Source organism: Saccharopolyspora sp. NPDC002686 (assembly GCF_040295745.1).
Lineage (GTDB): Bacteria > Actinomycetota > Actinomycetes > Mycobacteriales > Pseudonocardiaceae > Saccharopolyspora > Saccharopolyspora oryzae.
The window spans coordinates 1-26,096 of record NZ_JBEOVY010000027.1; the positions used below are offsets into that span (position 1 = coordinate 1).

The window sequence follows — 26,096 nt, forward strand, 5'->3', positions numbered from 1 at the left end:
CGGCCGCCCGCGTGCGCGTCTCACCCGTGGGCGTCCTGGGGCACCCCGCCCGGCCGGGCGGGGCCCCCACCGGCGTTTGTGCCGCCGCCAGGCACTCGTCCTCGCTCAGTCGTTCGGGGCCGGGGGAGTGGACGGCGGGGCACTGCTTACGTTGCGCCGTTCATAGGCGATGAAGGAATCGACCATCGCCCGGTAGATGTCGCCGATCAACTCCCCGGATCCGCCCGCTTCCTCGGCACGCGCAGCGGCTGTGGCGACGACGGCTGCAGCCCGGTCCGGTGCCTGCACTTCCAGGTCGGTGCGTTTGAACGTGCCGGCCGCACGCACCAGGCGTTGTCGGCGCACCAGCAGTTCGACGAGGTCGGCATCCAAGTCGTCGATCGCTGCGCGGACTTCCGCCAGGTCGGCGTAGGAGTCTCCGGAGTCAGCCATGCCGATGATCGTGGCACACGAGGCAGGTCGTCCTCCCGGAGCCGACAACAGATGGTGTCGCCGGTTCACCTCCAGCTTCCAAGGACATCGTCACGGCACAGGGAACCATGAAGTGGTTCGTGCACTACTCGGCCATCGACTCGTCGGGCTTCCGCGAGCTGTCCGAGGACCAGAAGGTGACCTACGAGGTTCCCCATTGCGGCTGCGAAAGCGAGCAGCCGCAACGGGGAACCAATGTTTCGGAGGATGGAAGTCCTCACCTGGTGAAGCGGATCCGCCGGGTCACCGGGATCGCCAGCAGGCATGCGACGACGCCGGAGGCGAACAGCAGCGGGTAGTTGGTGCTGGTGCTCGACGCGAAGGAGAGCAGTGCGGGAGCGTAGACCGGGACGAGCGAGCTGGGCAGGGTGAGCGCGATGTTCACGATCCCCATCTCCCGCGCGGCTTCCCCGTCTCCGGACAGCACCGCGGCGGGGACGGCGAAGTGGCCGCAGAAGTACCCGCCGAGACCGACGCCCGCGATCGCGGCGCTGACGTAGAGGGCCGGGACGGTCTTGAAGACCGTCATGACGACCAGCGCCAGCGCGATCATGATCGCCGATCCGATCATCATCAGCCCGCGGCGCCCCAACCGGTCGGTCATCCACCCGCCGACCATGCTCGCGGGCAAGGCGATGCCGAAGGCGATCAGGTTCACCACGAACGCGGTGTGCGCGACGTCGCCGCTCGCGACGCCCAGCACGTCGGAGAGGTAGTAGACCAGGTAGGTCGTGAAGGTCGAGACCCCGATGGACAGCAGGAAGACCATCAGGCAGGACCAGGCGAAAGCCGGGTTGTGGCGCGGCCGGAACGAGAACATCCGGACGATGTCGCTCGCGGTGAACGGGGTGCGGTCCTCCCGGGCGAGGCGTCGGTCGTGCAGCACCGTGCACAGCACGACGACGGTGATCGGCGCAGCGATCGCGGGGAGCAGGAACATCCAGAACGCCGGGAGCCCGGCGACGGCCTGGGCGACGTAGCTCCCGCCGATCATCGAGATCGGGTAGCAGACTCCCATCAGCGCGCTGACGAACCCGCGCCGTTCCGGCGGGATCTGGTCGGGGAGCAGCGCCACCATCGCGGCGAGCGCGGCGTTGAACAGGACCTGGGTGAGGCACCAGCCGAGCACGACCATCGTCGTGGTGGTGGCGAAGGCGACCACGAGCAGTCCGGCGGTGCCGCCGAAGACGCCGATGATCAGCCAGGGGCGCCGCATCCCGAACCGGGAGGTGGTCCGGTCGCTGAGGTAGCCGAACAGCGGGTTGGAGATGACGGCGAGCAGGGCGCCGATGCCGAGCGCGAGCGCCAGGGCGCCGACCTTGTGCTCGGGGTCGATCTGCTGGATCCGGAGGGCGACCGTGACCGACGCCGGGGTGATGAGGGCGAAGTAGGAGCCCAGCAGCGCCGCGATGTAGGCGGCGACGAACTTCGGGCCTGCGGTTCGAACGGACCGGTCTGCGCTGACCGTTTGCGTCATGGCATTCTCCGAGAAGGGGTCGGTCATGCGTGTCGCCGTCAGGAGGATCCGGCCACGCAGACGCCACCAGTGGTGGCGATTCCGACGTTTCTCGGGCGTGAGACAACGAGGATGTTCGGGCGCGCGGCCCCCGCTGTCAAGCCCTGCTCTGCTTCAACGCCCGGATTCCGGCTGGCGACAGGGTGTGCTCCACAGCTGTGACGATCCCGCCGGTCACGCCCGCGTACCGGCCGAGCTTGCTGTGCGTCAGCGCGAGGTTCCGGGTGGCCAGGGGAAGTGCGCGCCGGTAGACGACGCTGCGGATCCCCGCCAGCACGTCGTCGCCGGCAGCGGTGATGAGGCCGCCCAGCGCGATGGTCTGCGGGTTGTAGAAGTGCACCAGCATCGCGACCACTTCACCGATGGTCTCCGCCGCGGCGCGGACGTGGCGCACCACGGTCGGTTCTCCGTCGTTCAAGGCACGGGCGAGGTCCTCTATGGACTTCAGGTCCGGCAGTTCGGTCCGGACCGCGCGCAGCACGGCGCTGGCGGACGCGACGGCTTCGACGCAGCCGACGTTGCCGCACTGGCAGGTGGTCTGCTCACCGCCCGGGATGCGGACGTGCCCGATGTCCCCGGCCGCGCCGTCGGAACCGCGGTGGATGCGCCCGTCGGCCAGGACGAGGCCACCCCCTATTCCGGTGCCGATCTTGAGGAACAGCAGCGGGCCGGCGTCGGCCGGGCGGGCCCGTGCTTCGCCGAGCGCCATGAGGTTCACGTCGTTGTCCACGAGCACGGCGCACGACAGGCGCTCCTCCATCACCTGCCCGACCGGGAACCGGTCCCAGCCGGGCATGATCGGCGGCCGCACCGGCGAACCGGTCCGGGCGTCGACGGGTCCGGGCAGCCCCATCGCGAGGGCCGTCACCTCCCCGGGCTCGACGTCGGCTTCGCGGAGCAAGCCGCGCAGCTGGTCGGTCAGCGCGTCCAAAGTGGCCTCCGGGCCCTGCTCCAGCGCGAGGGGGATCTGCTGCTCGGCGAGGATCGTCTGCGCTGTGTCGGCGACGGCCAGCCGGGTGCTGTGCGCGCCGAGGTCGGCTGCGAGCACCACGCCCGCGCGAGCGGCGAGGCGGAGCCGTTGGGCCGGGCGGCCGCGTCCGGTGTGCTCGGCCGTGCCCGATTCGACGAGGAGCCCGGAGCGCAGCAGCGAGTCGAGGTGCCCGTTCAAGGTGGACCGGGAGATGCCGGTGGAGCGGACGAGCGCTGCGCGGGTGTCCGCTGAACCGGACGCGACGAGCCGGAGGAGCTGGCTGTGCATCCGGTCGTCGGCGTCGTCTTCGTGGGCCGGCGGGCAGGAGAGCCGGACGGGGGTCCAGTCGGTCATGACCGCCGACCCTAGACCATTAATGGCTGTTTTTTTGACTGAAAGCGTCAATATTGTTGCCTTGTTTCGTCATAAAGCAGCGTTTTAGCGTGTGCCTACGACGGAACTGGGCGTGAGACCCCTGGAGACGTCTTCGCAGGTGAGAGGACAGTGATGGCGGAGCAGAACCTTCGGAAGAACGGATCTCGGGGTGCGCCTCGACGGGGTGTTGCCGTGCTCGGCGCGGGAATGGTCGCCACCCTGCACCGGCGGGCCGCGCTGCTGGCGGGCGCCGAGGTGACGGGGGTGCTGGCTTCGACGCCGCAGCGTTCCCGCGAGGTCGCGGACCAGTGGCAGGTGCCCACCGGGTACCGGGATCTCGACGAGGTCCTCGGCGACGACCGGGTCGACGTCGTGCACGTCTGCACGCCGAACGCCACGCACGCCGAGTACGCCGAAGCGGCGCTCCGCGCCGGCAAGCACGTGATCTGCGAGAAGCCGCTGGGCGTCTCGGTCGAGCAAGCGGAGCGGATGGCCGACCTCGCTGCCCGCAGCGACCTGGTGGCGACGGTGCCGTTCGTCTACCGCTACCACCCGATCGTCCGAGAACTGCGGGCCCGGTTGCGAGCGGGGGAGTTCGGCGACCGGTTGCTGCTGGTGCACGGGAGCTACCTTCAGGACTGGATGCTCTCGCCGGACGTGTCGGGCTGGCGGGTCTTCCCGGACTCCGGTGGTCCCTCCCGGGCCTTCGCCGACATCGGCTCGCACTGGTGCGACCTCGTCGAGTGGGTCACCGGCGATCCGTTCGTCGAGCTGACCGCTGCCACTTCGATCGCCGTTCGCGACCGGCCGGACGTCGGAGGGGCTAGTTTCACCGGTCCCGGTTCGGGCGCCCGGGTTCCCGTGCGGACCGAGGACTCCGCGGCGCTGCTGCTGCGCACGGAGTCGGGAGTGCTCGCCTCGACGACGATCTCCCAGGTTTCCGCCGGCCGCAAGAACCGGTTGTGGTTCGAGCTCGACGGTGCCCGGGGCAGTGCGGTCTTCGACCAGGAGGCCCCGGAGAGCATCTGGCTGGGCGGCGCGGACGAGTCCCGGATCGTGGTGCGGGACAACGGAACCGGCGCCTCGGAGCAGCGCCGGCTCTCGCAGCTGCCCGCCGGTCATGCGCAGGGGTACGCCCAGTGCTTCGAAGCGTTCGTCGCCGACACGTACGCGGCCATCGATGGTGCGGCGCCCGAAGGGCTGCCGAGCTTCGCCGACGGGCTGCGCTCGGCCCGGCTGGTCGACGCGCTGCTGCGCTCCGCTCGCGACGGATCATGGACGAAGGTGCAACGATGAAGCCCGGAATGCCGACCGCCTGCCTCCGGGAGCGGCGACCGCACGTGATCGAAACCCCAGAGGAGGAAGCGTGACCGGCGAGTTCGACGTGCTCATCGTCGGTGGCGGGCTGATGGGCGCCGCGGTCGCCCGCGATCTCCGCGACGCCGACCCGAATGTGCGCATCGTGATGGCCGACGGCGGTCCGGTGATCGGGCCGACCCCGGGCCAGCACTTGCACGACGTCGCCGACCCCGCGATCTGGGAGCGGTACAACCAGCGGGTCGCCTCCGGGATCCAGGGCTTCTACACCGGCGTCGCCCCGACCTCGGACGTCGGATCCACATTGGACGGTGTCGAGCCCGGCATGTACCACCTCACGTCGCTGGGGGAGGACGCCGCGGCGATGCCCGCCGCATCGGTCGCTTGGAACGCCGGCGGGATGGGCGTCCACTGGACGGCCGCCACCCCCACGCCGTGGGGCGCCGAAGTACCGTCCTTCTTGGACGACGACGAGTGGCTGCGCGACCTGGAGCGGGCCGGAGAACTGCTGCGGATCAACCGGAATCCCTACCCGCCGACCGAGGCCGGGCGCGTGGTGACCGCGTCGATCGAGAAGCTGTTCGCCGACGTCGACGCCCCCGGCCGCAACGTCCAGCCGATGCCGATGGCCGCCCGACGGGACGCTGCCGGCGTGCTCCGCCGGACCGGACCCAACGTGATCTTCCCGCCGATCGCCGACGCCACGAGCGATCCGCACTTCACGCTCCTGACCGGCACGCGCGTGACCCGCCTGATCCACGAAGGCGGCGAGGTGCGCGGAGCCAGGCTCGAGGACGTGCGATCCGGCGAGGCGCAGGTGGTCAGGGCGACCACGACTGTTGTCTGCGCGGACGCCATCCGCAGCCCGCAACTGCTGTTCGCCTCCGGGATCCGGCCGCCCGCGCTGGGCCGCTACCTCAACGAACACGCCTTCCTCACCGGGCGCGTGCTCGCCGACCCGCAACGGCTCGGGTTCGACCTGGCCGCCCTGCCGACCCAGGCCGACGGCGAGACCGTGGTCGAGCACTACTGGCAGCCGCACAGCGGTGCGGCGCAACCGTTCCAGGTCCAGATCGGCACCCAGACGTTCACCTCCGAGGACGGCACGCGGCTGGCCTACCAGGTCGGGACGAGCATGTACATCCCGACCGAGGTCCAGGCCGACAACCGGCTGGAGTTCTCCGACGAGGCCACCGACGTCACCGGGATGCCGCGCATCACCGTCCACTTCGCGTGGTCCGACCGCGACCGCGAACTGATCGAGCAGGCGCGGCACGTGCAGCAGGCGATCGGCGACGCGCTCGGCTCGTTCGACCCGGATACCGAGTCGGCGCTGCTGGACCCGGGGTGCTCGCTGCACTTCACCGGAACAGTCCGCATGGGCCCCGCCGACGACGGGACCAACGTCTGCGACCCGCACGGCAAGGTGCGGGGCTTCGACAACCTCTTCGTGGCGGGCAACGGAGTGGTGCCCACCGCGCTGGTCTGCAACTCGACCCTGGCCGGCATGACCACCGCGGTGCGGGCGGCCCGGGCCGTCCTGGCCGCGCTCGGCCGTCCCGCGAAGAACGTCTGAACCGCATCCGCGACGAGGGAGGAGCCCCCGTGACGCTCAACCGTTCCCAGTTCGCCATCAACACCCTGCAGTGGACGGACCTGGCCAGGGGATGGGAGTTCGACGACCCCGCATTCCTCGACAAGCAGCCCCGCGTGCTGCGCGAGGCCGCCGAAGCCGGGTTTTCCGCTGTGATGCTGGAAGTCCTCACGACCCAGACCATCAGGTCCTACCGCCGGCTGATCGACCAGGTCGGCGTGCAGGTCGCGCCGGGCTACGTCCAGATCCGGCTGCCGGAGGCGCACGGCGTCGCGCTGACCCCGGGCTCGGCGGAGGAGTTCCACTGGTTCGACGGGGTGCGCCGCCGCGCCGACGAAACCCACGCCCTCGGCCTCGACACCGTGTTCCTGTCCGCCGAAATGGTCACCGGCGGCGGGATGTCCCGCTTCGACGAGGTGGCCGGCGTCGGCCACGACTTCGACCCGGCGAGGCTGGAGCGCTACACCGACCTCATCGGCCGCGCGGCGGAAATCCTCACCGCGGAAGGGATCCGGCCCGCATTCCACAACCACGTCGGATCCTGGGTCGAGACCCAGCAGGAGGTCGAGCACGTCCTCGACGCGATTCCCGACTCCGTGCTCGGCGCGGGCTTCGACCTCGGCCACCTCTTCTGGGCGGGCGCCGACGTGACCGGGCTGCTGCGCCGGTACCGGGACCGCATCGCGGCCCTGCACGTCAAGGACCTGGACGTCGAGCGCGTCCGGCACCTGCAGGCCGATCCCGGGCCGTACACCTCCTCGACCGACGGCCTCTTCCTCGAACCCGGGCTGGGCGGCGTGCCGCTGCTCGACCACCTCGGCGAACTCCCGGAGACCTTCGACGGCTGGATCATCGTCGAGGTCGACCGCCCGTCGATGGCGCCGCTGGCCAGCGCGCGGGCCAGCTGGAAGTGGGTCGAGACCAACTTCCCGGCGGCAGCGACCGCTTGACCCCGCCCGGCGGTCCTCAGATGGCGGACGGATGCGTGGCCAGCGGGGTGACTTCCACCGCCATGTAGGGGAAGAGCGGCAGGTTCCACAGGATCTCGTGCAACCGCTCGTGGGACTCGACGTCGAAGATGCTGATGTTGGAGTACTGCCCGGCGATCCGCCAGATGTGGGCCCATTCGCCGCTGCGCTGCAACTGCTGGGAGTACGCCTTCTCCCGCGCGATCGTCTCGTCCCGCGCGGCCGGGTCGAGGTCGCGCGGGATGTCGACGTCCATTCGGACTGCGTAGAGCATCGTTCTCCCTCAGCTCCGGGCGGGGTCCAGCACGAAGCTGTAGTCGACGGTGACCGAGCCGTCGGGCTGGTCGACCGGCGCGAGCAGGAGCTCGGGCTTCACGGCGCTGGCGATGTCGTCGTCGTTGTGCTCGTCGCCGGGGAAGTAGAGCTGGGCGGTGAGCAGTTCGTGGCCCGGGGCCGAGACCTTCACGTGGAGGTGCGCGGGCCGCCAGGCGTGCCATCCGGCCGCCGCGATCAGCCGACCGCACGAGCCGTCGGTCGGGATCTGGTACGGCGCCGGGCGGATCGTCGTGATCTCGAAGCGCCCCTCGGCGTCGGTGGTGAAGGTGCCGCGCAGGTTCCACTCGGGGATGCCGGGGGCGAACTGGCTGTAGAAGCCCTCGTCGTCGGCGTGCCAGAGCTCGACCACGGCGCCGCCGAGCGGGTCGCCGCTGGTGGAGGTGACCTGGCCGCTCCACACCATCGGCGTCCCGCTTTCGCCGTCGCGCATCGGGATGGTGCCCTTCGCGCCGCGCTCGGGTGCGTTCGGCACGTAGTAGGGACCTTCGATGGTGCCCTTGCTGCCCTCGCGGTGGTCGGTCGCGACCTCCTCGACGACGTGCTCGACCCACACGTCGAGGAAGAGCGGCCACTCGCCGTCCTCGCCGACCTGGATCAGCCACGCCTTGAGCGCGTTGTACTCGTCGTAGCTGACCTTCTCCTCGCGGATGGTGTCGTGGACGGCCTGCAGCACGCGGCGGGCGAGCTTGTCCACCCGGGCGGGCGGGGTGTTCGCGACGGCTGCGAACGGCGACTTGTCGGAGTGGAAGCGCTCGGTGGCGCTGGCGCCCGAGGCTGCGGCGGTGGCGGTTCCGGACGTGGTGTCGGTGGACATCGTCGATCCTTCCTGTGGACGGTCGGTCAGGTGTCGGTGCGGTAGTGGCGGAGCTTGTCCTCGTCGATCTCGACGCCGAGACCCGGGCCGGGGCGGACGGCGAGCGCGCCGTCCTCGATCCGCAGCGGCTCGGTGAGCAGGTCGTCGGACATGTCGAGGAAGTTCGAGAGCTCACCGGCGTGCAGGCTGCTGCGCTGGTGGGCGGCGCCGACGGCGACGGTGCAGATCGAGCCGAGCTGGCCGTCGATCTGGTTGCCCATCACCACTTCGAGCCCGAGCCCCTCGGCGAGGTGGAGCACGCGCTGCGACCCGGTGAAGCCGGTCCGGGCGGTCTTGATGGACACCGCGGTGGCCGAGCCCCCGAGGACCTCGCGGGTCACCTCGGCCGGGGTGGTGGCCGATTCGTCGGCGATGAACGGCACGTCGAGCTGCTGCACGAGCCAGCGCCTGCCGAGCACGTCGTCGGCGGGGCAGAGCTCCTCCGCGAAGGCCAGGTCGAGGTCGGCCATCTGGCGCATCGACCGGGCCGACTCCGACGCGGTCCAACCGCGGTTGCCGTCGACGTAGAGCACGACGTCGGGGCCCAGGCCTTCCCGCAGCGCTCGGACCACGGCCACGTCGAGCGACGCCGGTCGGCGGCCGACCTTGACCTTGAAGGTGGTGATGCCGTGGACCTCGCGCATCCGCTGGGCTTCTTCGACCATCGCCTCCGGCCGGTCGAAGCCGAGCATGTGCGAGACCCGCATCCGGTCGGTGAAGCCGCCCAGCAGCACGGAGACCGGCAGTCCCAGCGTGCGCCCGAGCGCGTCCCAGACCGCCATGTCGATGGCGGCTTTCGCCGTCGGGTTCCCGACGGTGCGCCCCAGCAGCGCCGCGATCTGCTCCCGGTCGGTGAGCTCGAGACCGAGGACCTGCGGCGCGAAGATCGTCTCGATCACGGCGATGATGCCGCGCTGGGTCTCGCCGTAGGTGAACGGTCGCGGCGGCGCTTCGGCGACCCCGACGACGCCGTCGTCGGTGCGCACCCGGACCAGGACGTGGTCGGCGACGTGCACCTCGCCGCTGGCGAACTTCAACGGCTTCAGGTACGGGATCCGGAACGGGATCGCCTCGATGGCGGTGATCTTCATGTGCGTCCTCAGACGAGGTCGGGTGAGCTGCTTGCGGCGGTGAAGAAGCCGTGGTGGTCCAGCACGTCCAGCGCGCTCGACACGAGTGCCGAGGATTCGTCGGCGCGCCAGGCCAGCGAGAGGTCGATGCTGTTGGCGCCGGCGACGTCGCGGAAGACGACGCCGGTCAGGTGCATGCTTCGCACCGAATCCGGCACCAGAGCGACGCCGAGGCCCGCTGCGACGAGCGCGAGCAGGGCGGCGGTGCCCGGGGCGCGGTGGGTGATGTCGGGGGAGAACCCGGCGCGGCGGCAGCTCGACACGACCGCTTCGTTCACCGCGGAGCGCGCGTCGGCGTACGCCACGAACTCGTCGGCCGACACGTCGACGACTTCCAGCGCCGACTCCGGCACCAAGCGGTGGTCGGCCGGGAGCGCGAGCACCAGCGACTCCTGGAGCAGCGTGCGCGTCTCGATGCCCGGCTCGGCCACCGGCCCGCGGAGCACGCCGAGGTCGAGCCGCCCGTCCAGCAGCCGGTCGACCTGCGCCGGGGTCAGCAGGTCCGCCTGCACCTCCAGGACGACGCCGGGCAGCGACGAGCGGACCATCCGGGAGAGCCGCGCGAGCTGTGTGAACGCGCTGGTGGCGGTGAAGCCCACGCGCAGCAACCCGCGGCTGCCCTCGGCGATGCTCTTCGCCCCGAGCACCGAGGCGTCGAGCTCGCCGAGGATGCGGCGGATCTCCCGGTGGAAGAACTCGCCGGCCGCCGTGAGCTGCACCTGCCGCGTGGTCCGAGCCAGGAGGCGCACCCCCAGCTCCGCCTCCAGGCGGCGAACCGCCTGGGAGAGGGCCGGCTGCGCGAGGTGCAGCCGCTCGGCGGCCCGGCCGAAGTGACAGGTCTCGGCCACGGCGTCGAAGTAGCGCAGTTGCTTGAGATCCACGGTCACCTCCTACCAGGTCGCCGGGCGTGCTCGGCATCACTTCAACCGACGCTAATCGGGGCGACTCAGAAACACAAAGATGAAAAATCCGCTGATTAATAACGAGTCCTTATGAATCGACGTCCAGTCCAGACCTGGGCAGAACCCCGGTGTGACGGGTGACACGGCGTGCTTGAGTTCCGGAAAAGCACGTCCGGGCAACTCGACGCGGAGGGACCCATGACCGAGGCGCTGGAACGCATCGGCAGCACGCTCGCGAACGCTGTCGTGGAGGACCAGGAGGCCGGTGTTTACCGGGCCAACCGGCGGATCTTCACGGATGCGGAGATCTTCGAGCTCGAGATGAAGCACATCTTCGAGGGCAACTGGGTCTACCTGGCCCACGACAGCCAGCTGCCGAACCCGGGCGACTACTTCACGACCTACATCGGGCGGCAGCCGGTCGTCATCACCCGCGACAAGGACGGCGAGCTGCACTGCCTGATCAACGCCTGCGCCCACCGCGGCGCGATGATCTGCCGGCGCCGGACCGACAACCGGATGACCCTCACCTGCCCGTTCCACGGCTGGACCTTCCGCAACGACGGCACCCTGCTCAAGGTCAAGGACCCGGACGGGGCCGGCTACCCGCCGTCGTTCAACACCAACGGCTCGCACAACCTGGTCAAGGTGGCGCGCTTCGAGAGCTACCGCGGCTTCCTCTTCGGCAGCCTCAACCCGGACGTCAGCACGCTCGAGGAGCACCTCGGCGACACCACCAAGGTCATCGACATGCTGGTCGACCAGTCGCCCGACGGGCTGGAGGTGCTGCGCGGCTCCTCGACCTACACCTACGACGGCAACTGGAAGGTCCAGGCCGAGAACGGCGCCGACGGCTACCACGTCACCGCGACCCACTGGAACTACGCCGCGACCACTTCCCGCCGCAACACCGGTGAGTCGGTCAACTCGACCAAGACCCTCGACGCGGGCAGCTGGGGCAAGTCCGGCGGCGGCTACTGGTCCTACCCCAACGGCCACCTCTGCTTGTGGACCTGGGCGGGCAACCCGCAGGACCGTCCTCTGTGGAACAAGATGGACGAGCTGAAGGAGCAGTTCGGCGAGGCCAAGGGCGAGTTCATGGTCAAGGGCTCGCGGAACCTGTGCCTGTACCCGAACGTCTACCTGATGGACCAGTTCTCCACGCAGATCCGGCACTTCCGGCCGATCGCGCCGGACAAGACCGAGGTCACCATCTACTGCATCGCGCCGAAGGGGGAGAGCCCCGAATCGCGCGCCTGGCGGATCCGGCAGTACGAGGACTTCTTCAACGCCTCCGGCATGGCGACTCCCGACGACCTGGAGGAGTTCCGCTCCTGCCAGCTCACCTTCCGCGCCACCGCCGCGCCGTGGAACGACATGTCCCGAGGCGCCGAGCACTGGCTCACCGGTCCCGACGAGGTCGCGGAGGCGCTCGGCATGCACGGGGTCATCTCCGCTGGTCTCAAGAACGAGGACGAGGGGCTCTACCCGGTCCAGCACGGCTACTGGCGCGACACCATGCGCGCTGCCGTCGCCAAGGAGGAAGCCGAAGCAGCCGCGCGCGCCCAGCAGAACCGGAAGGAGGCCTGAGATGAGCACTTCGGCTGGCGAGACCAAGCTGATCACCCAGAACTCGATCGAGCAGTTCCTCTACCGCGAAGCCCGCTACCTCGACGACCGCGAGTTCGAGAAGTGGCTCGAGTGCTACGCCGACGACGTCGTGTACTGGATGCCTGCGTGGGGCGACGACGACCTGCTGGTGGAGAACCCGCAGACCGACATCTCGCTGATCTACTACCCGAACAAGGGCGGCCTGGAGGACCGGGTCTTCCGGATCCGCACCGAGCGGTCGTCGGCGACGTCCATCCCGGAGCCGCGCACCAGCCACAACATCAGCAACGTCGAGGTGATCGAGCGCCGCGGCGATGTGGTCGACGTGCGGTTCAACTGGCACACCATGTACTTCCGCTACAAGACCGTCGACCCCTACTACGGAACTTCCTTCTACACCATCGACTTCTCCGGCGAGCAGCCGTTGATCCGCCGCAAGACGGTGGTGCCGAAGAACGACTACATCCACCACGTGGTCGACATCTACCACTTCTGACGGGAGGTGAGCGGGTCCATGAGCGTCGACAGCGGAGTCACCACCGAGGTGGCCGCCCACCAGGTCGCGCTGTCCTTCGAGGACGGTGTCACCCGGTTCATCACCTGCCGGCCCGACCAGACGGTCGCGGACGCGTCGTACCGCCAGCGGATCAACATCCCGCTGGACTGCCGCGACGGGGCCTGCGGGACGTGCAAGGCGTTCTGCGAGTCGGGCGACTTCGACGGTGGCAGCTACCTCGACGACGCGCTCTCCGCCGACGAAGCGCAGCGCGGATTCGTGCTGCCCTGCAGCATGCGGCCGCGTTCCGACCTGGTGCTGCAGATCGCGAGCACCTCGGAGGTCGCCAAGACCCGCGCCGAGTCGTACGTGGGGACGGTCGCGGAGCTGCGGCGGCTCTCGGCGACGACGGTCGAACTGTCCGTGGAGATCCCGAACCGGGGTGATCTGGCGTTCCTGCCGGGGCAGTACGTCAACATCGCCGTGCCGGGGACCGGCGAGTCGCGCTCCTACTCCTTCAGCAACGCGCCGCACGAGGAGCGGCTGACCTTCCTCGTCAAGCTCAGCCCCGGCGGGGTGATGTCGGAATACCTGACCGAGCGCGCGGCGGTCGGCGACGAGCTGACCTTCACCGGGCCGAACGGTTCGTTCTTCCTGCGCGAGACCGATCGTCCCGTGCTGCTGCTGGCCGGTGGCACCGGCTTGGCCCCGGTCCTGTCCATGGTCCGCAAGCTGCGCGCCGAAGGAAGTCAGCGGCGGGCGCACCTGATCTACGGGGTCAGCACCGACGAGGACCTGGTCGCGCTCGACCAGATCGAGGACGTGGTGGCCGATCTCCCCGGCCTGACCTGGGACCACTGCGTCGCCGACCCGAACAGCTCGGCGACCAACAAGGGCTACGTGATGAGCCTGATCCGCCCCGAGCACCTCAACGGCGGAGACGTGGCCATCTACCTCTGCGGGCCTCCGCCGATGGTCGAAGCGGTCCGCAGCCACGTCGCCGACGCGGGTGTCGAACCGACCGGCTTCTACTACGAGAAGTTCGCCCTCGCCGCAGCCGGTGCCGAGCGCGCAGCCGGCGACGGGACCAGCGCGCCGGAGGTTGCCGCGCCGCTCCCGGTCGAGGAGCTGATCACCGACCCCGAGGCCAGGAACATCGCGGGGCAGGTCATGTTCCCGGACACCGAGATCGGGCCGTGGTCGGGCGTCGCGGACCACACCGACCCCGGAGACGTCGCGCGGCGGATCGCGGGCCAGCTGATGGGCGTGCCGGCCGCGGGGGACGGGCCGGTCACCGAGCTCGACCCGGACCGCGACCTGCTGGTCGCCGCCGAGGGGCGGAACATCGCCGGCCAGGAGATGTTCCCGGCGCCCGAACAGGTTCCGGCGCCGGAGCAGGTTCCGGTGGCCGCGCAGGCGACGACGGCACCGGACGGTTACCAGATCGGTGAGGAGCACCCGGACGTCCAGTCCTCCGACGCGCTCTTCGAGGCGCGGCAAGCACTCGAGCTGGGTGCGCTGGAACTGACCATCGGGCGGCTCGGCTCCCAGCAGCTCGCCGGCTACCGGCTGCTCGCCGAACTCACCTTGCCCTACGTCGAGGAAGACCGGTTCGTCGACGCCGCGGCGTACACCGAGACCAACGCGGCGTTCCACGACTACCTCTTCACGCTCACCGGGAACGAACACCTGCTGCACGCCTACCAGGCGCTGGGCGTGAAGGGCCGGATGGCCGAGGTCCTGCGCAACGCGACGTGGTGCCACCCGCGCTGCGCCACCGACCACGTCGAGATCGTCGAGGCGTTCGAGCGCGGCGACCGGGACGGCGCACGTGCCCTCATCGCCGCCCACGCCGAGCGCTCGAAGCAGACCATGCGCCGCGCCATGGCGGACACCGCCGCCGGTGCGCGCCCGCGGTTCGTCACCCCCGGGCGGTTCGCCGGCAAGGTCGTCGTCGTGACCGGCGCCGCGCAGGGGATCGGCGCGCAGGTCGCCCGCCGGATCGCCGCCGAGGGCGGGAACCTGGTGCTCGCCGACAGGTCCGAGCTGGTCGGCGAGGTGGCCGAGGAGCTGGTCCGGCACGGCGGCTCGGCGACTTCCGCCATCGCCGACCTCGAGTCGTGGGACGGCGCTGCGTCGCTGGTGGAGCGGGCGATCGCGCAGCACGGCCGGGTCGACGTGCTCGTCAACAACGTCGGGGGCGCGATCAACTTCAAGCCGTTCACCGAGTTCACCGACGCCGAGATCCGCGCCGAGCTCGACCGCTCCCTGTTCACCACGCTCTTCGCCTGCCGGGCGGCGTTGCCCGGCATGGTGGCGGCCGGATCGGGTGTGATCGTCAACGTCTCGTCGGCCGCCACCAGGGGCATCCACCGCATCCCCTACTCGGCGGCCAAGGGCGGCATCAACGCCATCACCGCCTCGCTGGCCCTCGAGTACGCCGACCACGGGATCCGCGTCGTCGCGACGGCGCCGGGCGGTACCGAGGCGCCTGCACGCAAGATCTCGCGCGGAACCCCGGAACCGCGCAACGACCAGGAGCGGGCGTGGTTCCAGGCGCACATCGACCAGACGATCGCCTCGTCGCCGATGCACCGCTACGGCACGCTCGACGAGCAGGCTGCGGCGATCGCGTTCCTCGCCTCCGACGAGGCTTCCTACATCACGGGCACCGTGCTGCCGGTGGCCGGTGGGGACCTCGGCTGACCTCGTGGACGCAGGCCGAGCTGGCCTACGGTGGTCCGATGAGCCCTGGACCACGACTGGTGCCGTCCCGGCGGCGAGCGCTCGACGACCTCGTCGGCGCCGTCGCGAAACCGGGTGCGACATCGGAGCTGGTCGTGGTGACAGCGGCCGTCGGCGGTGGTCTGAGCACGTTCGTGCGCGCATTCGCCGACCAGTGCGGCACCGCCGTCGCCAGCACCTCGACCCACCGCCTGCTCGGCCTTCCGTGGGAGGACGAGCCCGGCACCGTGCTGGAGCGGTTGGTGGCCGGGCCTGCGGACTCGCCGCCGAGAGCGGCGAGGCGCTGGCTGGACTCGCTGGGCGATACGTCCGAGAGCACCGATGGCCAACCGGTGTGGGACGCCGTCGTCGTGCTCGAAGATGCCCAGCACGCGGACGCGTTCTCGGTCCAGGCGCTCGTCAGCGCAGCACAGCGCCCGGGCGTGCCTCGGGTGCTGATCGTGCTCGGTTGGCGCGAGCCTGTTCGGGAGGCCCTTCCGGGCGCGGCGGACGACCTGCTCCACGACGCGGTCCTCGCAGCCGCCCGGCGCGTGGTCCGGCTCGACGAGCTGACCGCGGACGACGTCGCCGCGCTCGCCGAGCAACGCGGCGTCGTCCTGCCGGCGCACCAGGTGGAGCGGCTGGTCCGCCACGCGGGCGGCCGGGTCCGCGACGTCGTCGAGATCCTGGACGAGGTACCGGCCGCCGACTGGTCCGCCCCGCACTTCTCGCTCCCAGCGCCCGCGACGGCGGCCCGCGCGATCCGCGCCCGGCTCGAAACCCTGCCGGTGCAAGCACGCCAGGTCGTGGCGGCCGTCGCGGTCCTGGAGGCCGCTGATCGCCAGGCCAGGGCCGTCGAGGTCGTCGACGCAGGTCGCGTTGCCGGCGTGACGGCCGTGGCGGAGGCGGTCGACCTGGCCTCCCGGGCCGGGCTGCTGGCGCTGCTCGACGAGCACGGTGCGTGGGCGCGCCTGCCCGATCCGGTAGCGCGGCGCGCCGTGCTCGACGAACTCGGTCCGCTTCGCCGATCGGAGCTGCACTCGGTGGCGGCGGACGTCGTCGCCGATCCCGCGCTGGCGCTGCGGCACCGGTGGTTCGCCTCGCCCCGGCCGGACGCGGAGCTCGGCGATCGCCTCGAGGAGCTCGCTGCCGAGCGCGCCCACCAGGGTGCTTGGGCGACCGCAGCCGACCTGCTCATGCTCGCTTCGCAGGCCAGCGAGGAGCACGAGCTCCGCGGTGCCCGGCTGCTCCGGGCGGTCGATGCGCTCGTGGGAGCGGGCGAGGTGCCCCGCGCCTCCCGCTACCTCGCCCAGCTCGAGTCGCTGCGCGAAACCCCGCTGCGCAACGCGGTGCTCGGCTACCTCGCCGTGGTCCGCGGCCGGCCCGCCGAAGCGGAGAACCGCCTAGGCCGCGCTTGGGAACTGGTCAACGCCCACCGGGACCCGGGCACGGCTTCGCTCATCGCCCAGCGGTACGTGCTCCACCACCTGGCGCGCTGCCGTCCCCGGAGCCTCGTCGAGTGGGCGGACCGGGCCATCGAGCTGGTGGCGCCGGACGAGCCGTCGGCCGTCGAGGCCGCTGCGATCCGCGGGCTCGGCGTCGCACCGATCGACGGCACCGACGTCGCGCTCCGCGGCTACCCCGCGCTGATGGAGCGGGTTCCGGAGGGGCCGGTCGCGCAGCGGGTCACGATGTCCGCCGGGTGGTTGCACCTGGCCGCGGACGCTCCCGAACGCGCGCGGGAAGAGCTCGAGAGCGCGCTGCCGACCGACTTCCTCGGCGGCTCGCTGCGCATTTCCCTGTGGGCGCACGGATGGCTCGCCAGGGTCCAGTTCATGACGGGGGAGTGGGCCGACGCGCTGCGGACCGCGACCGCCGGTGTCGAGCTCGCCGAACGCTCCGGGATGCACCTGCTCGTGCCGTTGCTGGCCTGGACCCGAACCCAGGTGCACGCCCTGCGGGGCGACTGGGACGAGGCCGAACGTTCCCTGCGCGCCGGAGACGCCGGTGCCCGGGATTACGAGATCATGCGCGTTCCAGCGGCCATGGCGCGGGCCGCGCTCAGCGAGGCACGTGCGGACTACGCAGCTGTGGTGCGCGCCCTCGAGCCGCTCTCGCAACCCTGGGCCAGGGATTGGGTCAGCCAGCCCGGGTACTGGCCGTGGGCCGACGTGTACGCCAATGCCCTGGTCCTCATCGGACGGTCGGACGAGGCCGACGCGTTCCTGACCCACCACGAGGAGAACGCTGCTGCGCGGGGGCACGCATCGGCACGCGCCCGGCTCTCGTACGCCCGCGGGCGGTGGCACGGCATGCGGGGCGACCTGGACGCCGCGCGGGCGTCGTTCGAGCGCGCGATCACCCTGCTGGAGCCGCTGCCGTTCCGCTACGACCGGGCGCGGGTGCACTTCGCCTTCGGCCAGACCTTGCGCCGCGCCGGGCGACGAGCCGAGGCGGACGCGGTGATCACGACCGCACGCGACTGCTACCTCGCGCTCGGTGCGGATACCTACGTCGCGCGGTGCGACCGGGAACTCGCTGCGGGCGGGGTGAACGTGGTGCGCGGGCACCGGGATTTCGACGAGCTCACGCCCCAGGAAGAAGCCGTCGCCGGCCTGGTCGCGCAGGGCAAGAGCAACAAGGCGGTCGCGGCCGAGCTCTTCGTCTCGGTCAAGACCGTCCAGTACCACCTCACCCGCATCTACGCGAAGCTCGGCATCCGCACCCGAACAGAACTCGCAGCCCGACGCGCCCACCAGGACACAACTTCGCCATGACGACGGTGCGGACGAGGTCTGGCTGATCAGGACGACAGCCTCGACCACTCCTCCAGGCAAACGCGGACACGTCCCTTGTGGACGTGATCGAAGTCCAAAGTGGATCAATGTCGAACCGGCGTTCCGCGGGGAACCGGCCTTGGTTCACGCCGTGCGGGTGATCAGGTCTTGCACGTGTGCCGCGAAGGTGTCCGGTTGGATGGCTTGTCCGAATCGTTCGTTGCCGACCAGGTTCGAGGCTCCGGGGCACGACTGCTCCGCGGTCTGGTCGCCGCGGATGGAGAAGGAGGTGAGCGCATTGCCGGTGCGGGCCTCGTAGGCGGTGAAGTCGTAGTCCGCCGGGTAGACCTCGAAGGTCGAGGGAATGTCGATCTCGTACATCGTGCACGTGCCGATCGGCGTCGCCCCGGCCTGCCGCATCGCGGTCAGGCAGATCACCAACTGCGTCTCGCGCGGGTCGAAGCGCGGTTCGATCTCGCCGACTTTGACGTTGTCGTCGTTGTACGGCGGTCGCCACTCGGGCGGCAGGCTCGTGACGCCGCTGTCCTGCATGGTGAGGGCGCTGTTGTTGGCACCGGTCGCGTACTCCAGCACCGCGAGGTGCGGGCCGGGTCCTGCGTAGGCGGGCGCTTCGGGGTTGGGGAGCGGGACGCCGAATGGTGTGTACGTGCAAGGGGAATCCGTCGCAGCTGCGGTGCTGGGTGCGGGCGCCGAGGTAGGTGCGGGCTGCGCGTCCGTGCTCGGTTGTGCAGCACTGTCGGTATCGCTCGAGCAGCCCGTGAGAATGGTCGCGAAGAGTCCCGCGATTGCGCACATCCACGGACCGCGCCGCGTTGCAGTGCTCGTCATGCCGCCCCCCGAACTGGCCCCTATCGGACGATTCACCTTACACTGCGCTCCGCTGTGAACAAGGTGGTTGTGTCGCCGCGAAAGCAGGGTCGGAGCTGGGCGCGTGGAGGTGCCAGCTGATCCGTCCACAGTGGTCTTCTGGTCGGCGACTGGCGCCGATTCGGATCGCGTTGCGCGAGTACCGGCCGCGCGTGCTTGTGGAACCGGCTGGTTCCGGTTCGGTGTTCTGCTGTTGCCATCTTGTTGCGGCGTCTGGACACCGGTCGTCCTATCTCTTACCGTCCGATCGGGCGATCGCGGCCTGGCGGAATTCGGACGGTCCGGCTCGGGCGGGCCGGAACGGCTTGCGCCGGAACCGGGTTCGTCGAACTCGGGCAAAACCGGCGTTGGCGAGGTTCGCGGGCAGGCAAGGAGCAGGGCATGACCTTTCTCGAAGATGCCACGGCGATGCAGGGCGATCTGGCCGAGCTGCGCAAGCGGCTGCACGGCCATCCGGAGATCGGGCTCGACCTCCCGCGGACCCAGGAGGCGGTGCTCTCCGCGCTTTCCGGGCTTCCGCTGGAGATCACGACGGGCACGAGGACGACGTCGGTGACCGCCGTGCTCCGCGGTGGGCAGCGGGAGGCGGCCGACCCGAAGACCGTGCTGATACGCGGGGACATGGACGCCTTGCCGGTCGACGAGGAGACCGGGCTCGACTTCGCCTCGACGAACGGCGCGATGCACGCGTGCGGGCACGACCTGCACACCACGTCGCTGGTCGGTGCCGCGAAGCTGCTGTGCCAGCACCGCGACGCGCTCAAGGGCGACGTGGTGCTGATGTTCCAGCCCGGTGAGGAGGGCTTCGACGGCGCCGGTGTCATGATCGACGAAGGAGTCCTCGACGCCGCGGGCAGGCGGGTCGACGCCGCGTTCGGCATGCACGTGTTCTCCAGCCAGCTGCCGTCCGGGGTGTTCACCAGCAGGGCCGGGACGGTCATGTCCGCCTCGCACGGGCTGTACGTCACCGTCCGCGGTGCCGGTGGCCACGGCTCGGCCCCGCACCGGGCGAAGGACCCGATCGCCGCAGCAGCGGCGATGATCACCGCGCTGCAGACGATGGTGACCCGGACCTTCGACATCTTCGACCCCGTCGTGGTCACCGTCGGCAAGTTCACCGGTGGCACGCGGCGCAACATCATCCCGGACACCGCGACGTTCGAAGCGACCGTCCGCTGCTACAGCGAGGCGAACTCGGAGCTGCTCGCCTCCTCGATCCGGCGGGCTGTGGAGGGTGTCGCGGCCTCGCACGGCGTCGACGTCGAGTACCGGTTCGACCGGGAGTACCCGACGACCGTCAACACGGCCGCCGAGGTCGACTTCAGCGCCGACGTGGTCCGCAACGTCCTCGGCGAGGAGCGCTACCAGGACATGCCCCACCCGATATCGGCGTCGGAGGACTTCTCCCGGGTCATCGCCGCCGTCCCCGGGGCGTTCCTCGGCATCGGCGCCACCCCGCCGGGGCTCGATCCGGATGCCGCCCCGATGAACCACTCGCCGCGCGCGGACTTCGACCCGGCGGTGCTGTCCGACGCGTCCGCCGTCTACGCCGGCCTCGCCGCCCGCAGGCTGGACGCCTTCGCCGAGGAGATCGCATCGTGAGCGACACCGAATCCCGCAGCCACATCCGGACTTCCGCCGACCAGAGCAAGGCCCGCACGCTGTTCGGCATCGGCTCCGGCAATGCCATGGAGTGGTTCGACTGGGGTGTCTACACCACCTTCACCCCGTTCTTCGCCTCCCAGTTCTTCCACGGCGGCGACCCCGTCTCCGACGTGCTCAAGACGCTCATCGTGTTCGCGGCCGGGTTCTTCGCACGTCCCTTCGGCGGCGCGCTGTTCGGCTGGATCGCCGACAAGATGGGCCGCAAGCTCTCCATGGCGCTGTGCGTCGCGCTGGCCTCGGGCGGCAGCCTGCTGATCGGCATCGCGCCGAACTACGCCACCATCGGCATCGGCGCCTCGATCATCCTGGTCCTCGCCCGCCTCGCCCAAGGCCTCGCGCACGGCGGCGAACTGCCTTCCGCGCAGACCTACATCGCCGAGGCCGCCCCCAAGGACAAGCGCGGGCTGTGGTCCAGCCTCATCTACTTCTCCGGCACCGTCGGGCAGCTCAGCGGCACCCTGCTCGCCGCCGTGCTCTCCACGATGCTGAGCTCCGAGTCGATGAACGCCTACGGCTGGCGGCTTCCGTTCATCCTCGGTGGTGTGTTCGGGCTCTACGCGCTGTACATGCGCTTGCGCATGCACGAGACCGAGGCATTCGTGGAGGAAGCCGTCCACGACGACCCCACCACCAACGAGGACGAGCAGCACCTCCGCACCAAGAAGGGCGCCATCTGGCGGACCGTCCGGGAGCACCCCAAGCTGCTCTTCCAGGTCATCGGGATGACCGTGGGGATGACCGTCCTCTACTACCAGTGGGCGATCTCGGCCCCCGCGTACGCCATCAGCGTGATCAAGGTGCCTGCGGCTCAGGCGTTGTGGGCCGGCGTCGCGGCGCAGATCGTCTTCCTGATCGCCTGCCCGCTGTTCGGCGCGCTCTCGGACCGGATCGGCCGCAAGCCGATCCTGCTGGCCGCGCTCGTCGGTCTCTCGGTCCTGAGCTTCCCGCTGAACGCGATGCTCAACCAGTCGGCGTGGTCGTTGTTCTTCGCGATGTCGATCGCGTTGGTCTTCCTGGCCATGTCGACGTCCATCGGGCCCGCCGTCTACGCGGAGATCTTCCCGACGAGGATCCGGGCGGTCGGGCTGGCCGTGCCCTACTCGATCGCCGTGGCGCTGTTCGGCGGCACCGCCCCGTACCTGCAGACGTTCTTCTCCAGCCACGGCATGGCCAGCGCGTTCATCTGGTACAGCCTCGCGCTCGGCCTGATCAGCGGTCTCGTCGTGCTGGGCCTGCCGGAGACGAAGGGCATCGACCTGAAGGACAAGTCGGTCGGGCAGCACGGACGCCGCAAGGCACTGCGCGAGCCGGCGGCCTGAACCGCCGCCACGACGGCTGCGGGTTTCGCGGCGGTGCGTCCGGTGGTTGTCGGGGTCGGCTGGTAGCCATGGGGCATGGGGTTCGACATCGAAGGGCGGCGGGCTCGGCTGGTCGCCCGGCACCACCTCGCCGGGACGGCGGGCGATCCGGTCCGGGCGGCGTCCGATGTGGTGGTGCTGCACGCGACCGATCCGGCGACGGTCTTCCTGTCGGTGCTGGCCCGCTGCGCCTCGGTGTCGATCGAGGACGTGGCCAGGGCGATGTACGACGACCGCGCGCTGGTCCGGATGCTGGCGATGCGCCGGACGCTGTTCGTGGTGCCTGCCGACCTGGTTCCGGTCGTGCACCACGCCGCGTCGCTGGACATCGCCGATCAGCAGCGCAAACGGCTCGTCCGGCAGCTTTCGGACATCCCCACCGAGCCGGAACTGCCCGCCGACGTCGACGGCTGGCTGCGGTCGCTGGAGTCGTCGGTCGAGGCGGCGCTGGCGGAACGCGGTTCGGCCACCGCGGCCCAGCTGTCGGCCGACGAGCCGCGGTTGCGGACCGCGCTGTTGCCGACTTCGGACAAGAAGTGGGACGTGAAGCGCAACATCACCACGTCCGTGCTGGTGTTGATGGGGGCCGAGGGGCGGATGGTCCGCAGCGAACCGCGCGGGTCGTGGACGTCCCGGGCGCACACCTGGGAACCGGCGTCGCGTTGGTGGCCGCAGGGCATCCCCGAGCTGCCGGATGCCAAGGCCCGCCTGGTCGAGCAGTACCTGCGGCGGTTCGGCCCGGCCACCGTCGCCGACGTCCGGTGGTGGACCGGCTGGACGCTCGGCGTCACCCGGAAGGCCCTCGCCGCCCTGGACACCGTCGACGTCGGTTGCGGGCTTGTCCTGGCCGACGACGCCGTGGCCGACGAGCCCGCCGCCCCGACCGCCGCGCTGCTGCCCGCCCTCGATCCGACGCCGATGGGCTGGAAGGAACGCGACTGGTACCTGCCCGCGGATTCCCGGGCCCTGTTCGACCGGAACGGCAACATCGGGCCGACGGTCTGGTGGGGTGGTGAGGTCGTCGGAGGCTGGGCGGTGCGGCCGGACGGGAACATCGCCACCAGGTTGCTGGTCGACCGCGGGGAAGCGGCGGTCCGCGCCGTGCGGGACGCGGCGGATGCTCTGCAGTCCCGGCTGGACGGCACGCCCGTGGTCCCGTCCTTCCCGACACCGCTGGAGAAGGAACTCCGCACGGCGTGATCCGGCACAGCGCGTGAGCGGTTTTCCCGGTCTGGGCCGGGATGTTCGATCACGGCCGCGTTCGTGATCGCCGGGGTTCTCACGGCATGGGAATCGGACTGTCCTCCCTCGTTCCGGACTCCTAGAGTCCTGCCCCTCGAACAGGGCACTTGACGATTGCCGTATCGGCGGGAAGTCGAGGATCGAGATGTCCGGTGCGTGGTTGGTCGGCAGTCTGGCGGTCTACTTCGCGGTGCTGCTGGCCGTGGCGATGTACAAGCGGAGGACCGCGACCGAGGAGGACTACTTCCTGGCCAGCCGGGCGATGCCGTCGTGGTCGCTCGGGCTGGCGTTCATCGCGACCTGGTACGGCGCCAATTCCGCGCTGATCTCGGTGGACAAGGCCTTCCAGTCCGGACTGGTGTCGTGGTGGGTCCTAGGTGGACCGACGGTGCTCGCCGTGATCGCACTGGTCGCACTGGCGCCCGCGATCCGGCGGGTCGGCTCGGTGTCGCAGAACGGCATCATGGCTTCGCGCTACAACGCCACCGCCGGAAATCTGCTCTCGGTGGTGCTGACGATCTACTTGATCGTCTGGGGCGCATCGCAGATGGTCGCGATCGGCGGGTTCTTCGCGTCGTTCTTCGGCATCGGCTACGCGACGGCGGTCGTCCTCGGCACCGCGGTGTCGCTGCTGTACTCGATCACGGGCGGATTCCGGGCGGTCGTGCTGACCGAGACCATCCAGTTCGTGCTGCTGCTGGCCGGACTCGTCGTGACGGTCGTCGTCGCGGTCGTGCTCGCGGGCGGTCCGCACAACATCGGTCAAGCCGTCGAAGCCACTCGCGGACCCGGGTACCTCAACCTCTTCAGCGGCATCGGCGACAACTTGACCTACATCATCTCCTTCGGGCTCGCCTTCACGATCGACGGTGCCGCCTGGCAGCGCATCCAGGCCGCGCGCAACCCCCGAGGCGCACGACTGGCCGCTGTGACGGCTATGGGCGGGTTCATCCCGCTCTACTTCTTGGTCGTCTTCACCGGCGTCGCATCGGTCGCGGTCTTCGCGCAGCTGCCGTCGGGAGGCATCGTGTCCGCGCTGGTGCGCGACCACATGTCCCCGCTGCTCGGGAGCATCGTCTTCGTCGGCATCGCGGCCGCGATCATGTCGACGATCTGCACCACGTTCAACCTCAGTTCGCTCTACATGGCCGAACTCTTCGTGAAGTACGTGCGCCCTGCCGCGTCCGAGCGGTCGAAGGTGCGCTACGGGCGGATCGGCACCGCACTCGCGGCGGTCGCGGGATTCCTGGTGGCGGTGCGGCTGCCCAGCGCGCTGAACCTGCTGTCGTTGGCTTCGGAGGTGCTGGCGGCAGGGCTGTTCGTGCCGCTGATCCTCGGCTTCTTCTGGCGCCGGGGGACCAGCACCGGTGCGGTGGCCGCGATCGTGGCCGGTGGCGGTTTCATCCTGTACGGGTTCGTGATCGAACTCGGTGTTCCGCTCCCCGCGTTCTGGGAAGGTGACGCGACCCGGATCCTGATCGGCATGGGGCTGAGCCTCGTGGCGTACGTGGCCGCCAGCCTGCTGAGCGAACCGGACAACGCCAAGGCGGAGGCGTTCATGGCGCGCGCGGCGGGCCGACTGGAGCCCGGCGCGGAGCCGGCTCAGCGGGACGCCGCGGGGAGCTGAACGCACCAGTCGGCGACGAGGACGCGTTGGACAGATCTGGACCAGGCGGGTTCTGATGGGTCTCGTCCACCCCGATTCGACGATCTTCCGGAGCCGCAGTGCCTTCGCTCACATCGCAGTACGCCGTCATCGGTGCCGGTCTGGCAGGGTCTGCCACCGCGTGGCAGCTGGCCGCCCGGGGCCACGAGGTGACCCTGCTCGAGCAGACGACTCCAGCCCACCGCGGCGGCAGCTCGCACGGATCCGCGCGCATCCTCCGCTACGCCTACGCCGAGCGCCTCTACGCCCGGTTGATGGTGCGGGCGAAACCGCTGTGGGACGAGCTCGAACGAAGTGCGGGCCGCACCCTCGTCACGCCGACCGGCGCCGTCGACTTCGGCGCGCGACGCCAGCCCGAAACCCTGGCGCAGGTGCTCGGAGACCTCGGCGTCGACCACGAGCTGCTGAGCGTCCAGCAGGCCACCGAGCGGTGGCCGGAGTTCCGCTTCGACACCCCGGTCCTGTGGCACCCGGGCGCCGGGGTGATCCACGCCCAGGCAGCCGTGGAGGCGATGGTCGAACTGGCGGTCGCGCACGGCGCGCACCTGGAGACGGGCTGGCAGCTGGCGTCGGCTGCGCGGGAAGGCGCCGGGTACCGGCTGGTGTCGAGCCGCGGTGATGTCGTGGAAGCAGAACGAGTCGTGGTGTGCGCCGGTGGCTGGCTGCCCGATCTGCTGGCGGATCTGGCGCTCCCGCGCGGATTCCTGTCCCGGATGCCGGAGCTGGTGGTCCGGCAGGAGCAGGCGTACCACTTCCCGTACCGGGACGGATCCGGCAGTTCGTGGCCGACCTTCATCTCCATGACCGACCGGATCGTGGTCTACGGCCTGCCGGGTGGCGAGGACGCCGGTTTCCGCGGGCAGAAGGTCGCCGAGTTCAACGGCGGCAAACCGCTGCCGTCGGCCGCGCACCAGGACCAGCTCGTCGACCCGGACAACCGCCGCCGGGTCACCTCCTACGTGCAGGAGCACCTCCCCGGCCTGGAGCCGGAGCCCTACGCCGAGACCACGTGCCTGTTCACCAACACCCCCGACGAGAACTTCGTCCTCGACCGAGCCGACGGGATCACCGTGGTGTCGCCCTGCTCCGGTCACGGGGCGAAGTTCGCGCCGCTGATCGGTGCCATGGCCGCCGACGTGGCCAGCGCAGCGGACACCTCGGACGTGCCGGCGGAGTTCCGCGTGGCGGCCGAGCCCAGCTGAGCTCGGTCCCTTGGTGACCTTCGTGCGGTGGGCGC

At 70.3% G+C, this 26,096-nt stretch carries 21 protein-coding genes; 13 read left to right on the top strand and 8 right to left on the bottom strand.

From position 1 onward, the window contains the following. Window positions 1–105 precede the first annotated feature (105 nt). Window positions 106–432: a chorismate mutase gene (locus tag ABTZ89_RS05905; protein ID WP_270953600.1), complete on the bottom strand. Its 327-nt coding sequence runs from the start codon at window positions 430–432 to the stop codon at window positions 106–108. Between the two features lie 86 nt (window positions 433–518). Here ABTZ89_RS05905 and ABTZ89_RS05910 point away from each other — a divergent pair, with 86 nt between their 5' ends. Beyond that, window positions 519–770 (top strand): cold-shock protein, encoded by a 252-nt coding sequence (locus ABTZ89_RS05910; protein ID WP_351040791.1) that lies wholly within the window; start codon window positions 519–521, stop codon window positions 768–770. Here the strand turns inward: ABTZ89_RS05910 and ABTZ89_RS05915 are convergent. Both ABTZ89_RS05915 and ABTZ89_RS05920 read right to left on the bottom strand, forming a co-directional pair. Then, complete coding sequence (locus tag ABTZ89_RS05915) at window positions 689–1,948, bottom strand: MFS transporter (RefSeq protein WP_270953598.1); 1,260 nt, start codon at window positions 1,946–1,948, stop codon at window positions 689–691. The two genes, ABTZ89_RS05910 and ABTZ89_RS05915, sit on opposite strands and share 82 nt — an antisense overlap. A 136-nt stretch (window positions 1,949–2,084) precedes the next feature. Next, window positions 2,085–3,311, bottom strand: a complete 1,227-nt coding sequence (locus ABTZ89_RS05920; RefSeq protein WP_270953597.1) for an ROK family transcriptional regulator — start codon at window positions 3,309–3,311, stop codon at window positions 2,085–2,087. 213 nt (window positions 3,312–3,524) lie between these two features. Here ABTZ89_RS05920 and ABTZ89_RS05925 point away from each other — a divergent pair, with 213 nt between their 5' ends. From ABTZ89_RS05925 to ABTZ89_RS05935, 3 genes are all read left to right on the top strand, one after another. After that, window positions 3,525–4,628 (top strand): Gfo/Idh/MocA family protein, encoded by a 1,104-nt coding sequence (locus tag ABTZ89_RS05925; RefSeq protein WP_270953595.1) that lies wholly within the window; start codon window positions 3,525–3,527, stop codon window positions 4,626–4,628. A 70-nt stretch (window positions 4,629–4,698) separates the two neighbouring features. Further along, window positions 4,699–6,225 (top strand): GMC oxidoreductase, encoded by a 1,527-nt coding sequence (locus ABTZ89_RS05930; RefSeq protein ID WP_351040732.1) that lies wholly within the window; start codon window positions 4,699–4,701, stop codon window positions 6,223–6,225. Window positions 6,226–6,254: 29 nt separating this feature from the next. Further along, window positions 6,255–7,193, top strand: a complete 939-nt coding sequence (locus ABTZ89_RS05935) for a sugar phosphate isomerase/epimerase family protein (protein WP_351040735.1) — start codon at window positions 6,255–6,257, stop codon at window positions 7,191–7,193. 16 nt (window positions 7,194–7,209) lie between these two features. Here the strand turns inward: ABTZ89_RS05935 and catC are convergent, their stop codons facing one another. From catC to ABTZ89_RS05955, 4 genes are read right to left on the bottom strand one after another with little or no spacing between them, the layout of a single operon-like run. After that, window positions 7,210–7,485, bottom strand: coding sequence for a muconolactone Delta-isomerase (gene catC, locus ABTZ89_RS05940; protein ID WP_270953592.1), 276 nt, complete (start codon window positions 7,483–7,485; stop codon window positions 7,210–7,212). Window positions 7,486–7,494: 9 nt separating this feature from the next. After that, complete coding sequence (gene catA, locus ABTZ89_RS05945) at window positions 7,495–8,361, bottom strand: catechol 1,2-dioxygenase (protein WP_351040738.1); 867 nt, start codon at window positions 8,359–8,361, stop codon at window positions 7,495–7,497. 26 nt (window positions 8,362–8,387) lie between these two features. After that, on the bottom strand, window positions 8,388–9,491 hold the full coding sequence (locus tag ABTZ89_RS05950; protein WP_351040741.1) for a mandelate racemase/muconate lactonizing enzyme family protein: 1,104 nt from the start codon (window positions 9,489–9,491) through the stop codon (window positions 8,388–8,390). Between the two features lie 8 nt (window positions 9,492–9,499). Next, window positions 9,500–10,411 (bottom strand): LysR substrate-binding domain-containing protein, encoded by a 912-nt coding sequence (locus ABTZ89_RS05955; RefSeq protein WP_270953589.1) that lies wholly within the window; start codon window positions 10,409–10,411, stop codon window positions 9,500–9,502. Between the two features lie 219 nt (window positions 10,412–10,630). On the opposite strand from ABTZ89_RS05955, the gene benA reads away from it, so the two are divergent. From benA to ABTZ89_RS05975, 4 genes are read left to right on the top strand one after another with little or no spacing between them, the layout of a single operon-like run. Further along, entirely contained in the window at window positions 10,631–12,022 is a 1,392-nt protein-coding gene (gene benA / locus ABTZ89_RS05960) for a benzoate 1,2-dioxygenase large subunit (RefSeq protein WP_270953588.1), read from the top strand. Between the two features lies 1 nt (window position 12,023). Next, a complete protein-coding gene (gene benB, locus ABTZ89_RS05965; protein ID WP_270953587.1) occupies window positions 12,024–12,539 on the top strand; it encodes a benzoate 1,2-dioxygenase small subunit in 516 nt (171 codons plus the stop codon). An 18-nt stretch (window positions 12,540–12,557) separates the two neighbouring features. Next, window positions 12,558–15,245, top strand: coding sequence for a benzoate 1,2-dioxygenase electron transfer component BenC (benC, locus tag ABTZ89_RS05970; RefSeq protein WP_351040746.1), 2,688 nt, complete (start codon window positions 12,558–12,560; stop codon window positions 15,243–15,245). 38 nt (window positions 15,246–15,283) lie between these two features. Continuing rightward, window positions 15,284–18,040 carry a LuxR C-terminal-related transcriptional regulator gene (locus ABTZ89_RS05975; RefSeq protein ID WP_351040749.1) on the top strand — a complete coding sequence of 919 codons (2,757 nt, stop codon included), beginning with the start codon at window positions 15,284–15,286 and terminating at the stop codon, window positions 18,038–18,040. 144 nt (window positions 18,041–18,184) lie between these two features. Here ABTZ89_RS05975 and ABTZ89_RS05980 read toward each other — a convergent pair whose 3' ends face one another. After that, window positions 18,185–18,634, bottom strand: coding sequence for a hypothetical protein (locus ABTZ89_RS05980; RefSeq protein WP_351040752.1), 450 nt, complete (start codon window positions 18,632–18,634; stop codon window positions 18,185–18,187). A gap of 675 nt (window positions 18,635–19,309) precedes the next feature. On the opposite strand from ABTZ89_RS05980, the gene ABTZ89_RS05985 reads away from it, so the two are divergent. The 5 genes from ABTZ89_RS05985 to ABTZ89_RS06005 all read left to right on the top strand — a co-directional run bounded on the left by ABTZ89_RS05985 (window position 19,310) and on the right by ABTZ89_RS06005 (window position 26,061). After that, window positions 19,310–20,530, top strand: coding sequence for a M20 metallopeptidase family protein (locus ABTZ89_RS05985; protein ID WP_351040755.1), 1,221 nt, complete (start codon window positions 19,310–19,312; stop codon window positions 20,528–20,530). After that, window positions 20,527–21,912: an MFS transporter gene (locus tag ABTZ89_RS05990; RefSeq protein ID WP_351040757.1), complete on the top strand. Its 1,386-nt coding sequence runs from the start codon at window positions 20,527–20,529 to the stop codon at window positions 21,910–21,912. The genes ABTZ89_RS05985 and ABTZ89_RS05990 overlap by 4 nt, the downstream gene beginning before the upstream one ends. Before the next feature lie 75 nt (window positions 21,913–21,987). Next, complete coding sequence (locus ABTZ89_RS05995; RefSeq protein WP_351040760.1) at window positions 21,988–23,151, top strand: winged helix DNA-binding domain-containing protein; 1,164 nt, start codon at window positions 21,988–21,990, stop codon at window positions 23,149–23,151. A gap of 187 nt (window positions 23,152–23,338) precedes the next feature. Beyond that, entirely contained in the window at window positions 23,339–24,820 is a 1,482-nt protein-coding gene (locus tag ABTZ89_RS06000) for a sodium:solute symporter family protein (protein WP_351040763.1), read from the top strand. 98 nt (window positions 24,821–24,918) lie between these two features. Beyond that, window positions 24,919–26,061: an FAD-dependent oxidoreductase gene (locus ABTZ89_RS06005; RefSeq protein ID WP_270952334.1), complete on the top strand. Its 1,143-nt coding sequence runs from the start codon at window positions 24,919–24,921 to the stop codon at window positions 26,059–26,061. Window positions 26,062–26,096: the final 35 nt, after the last annotated feature.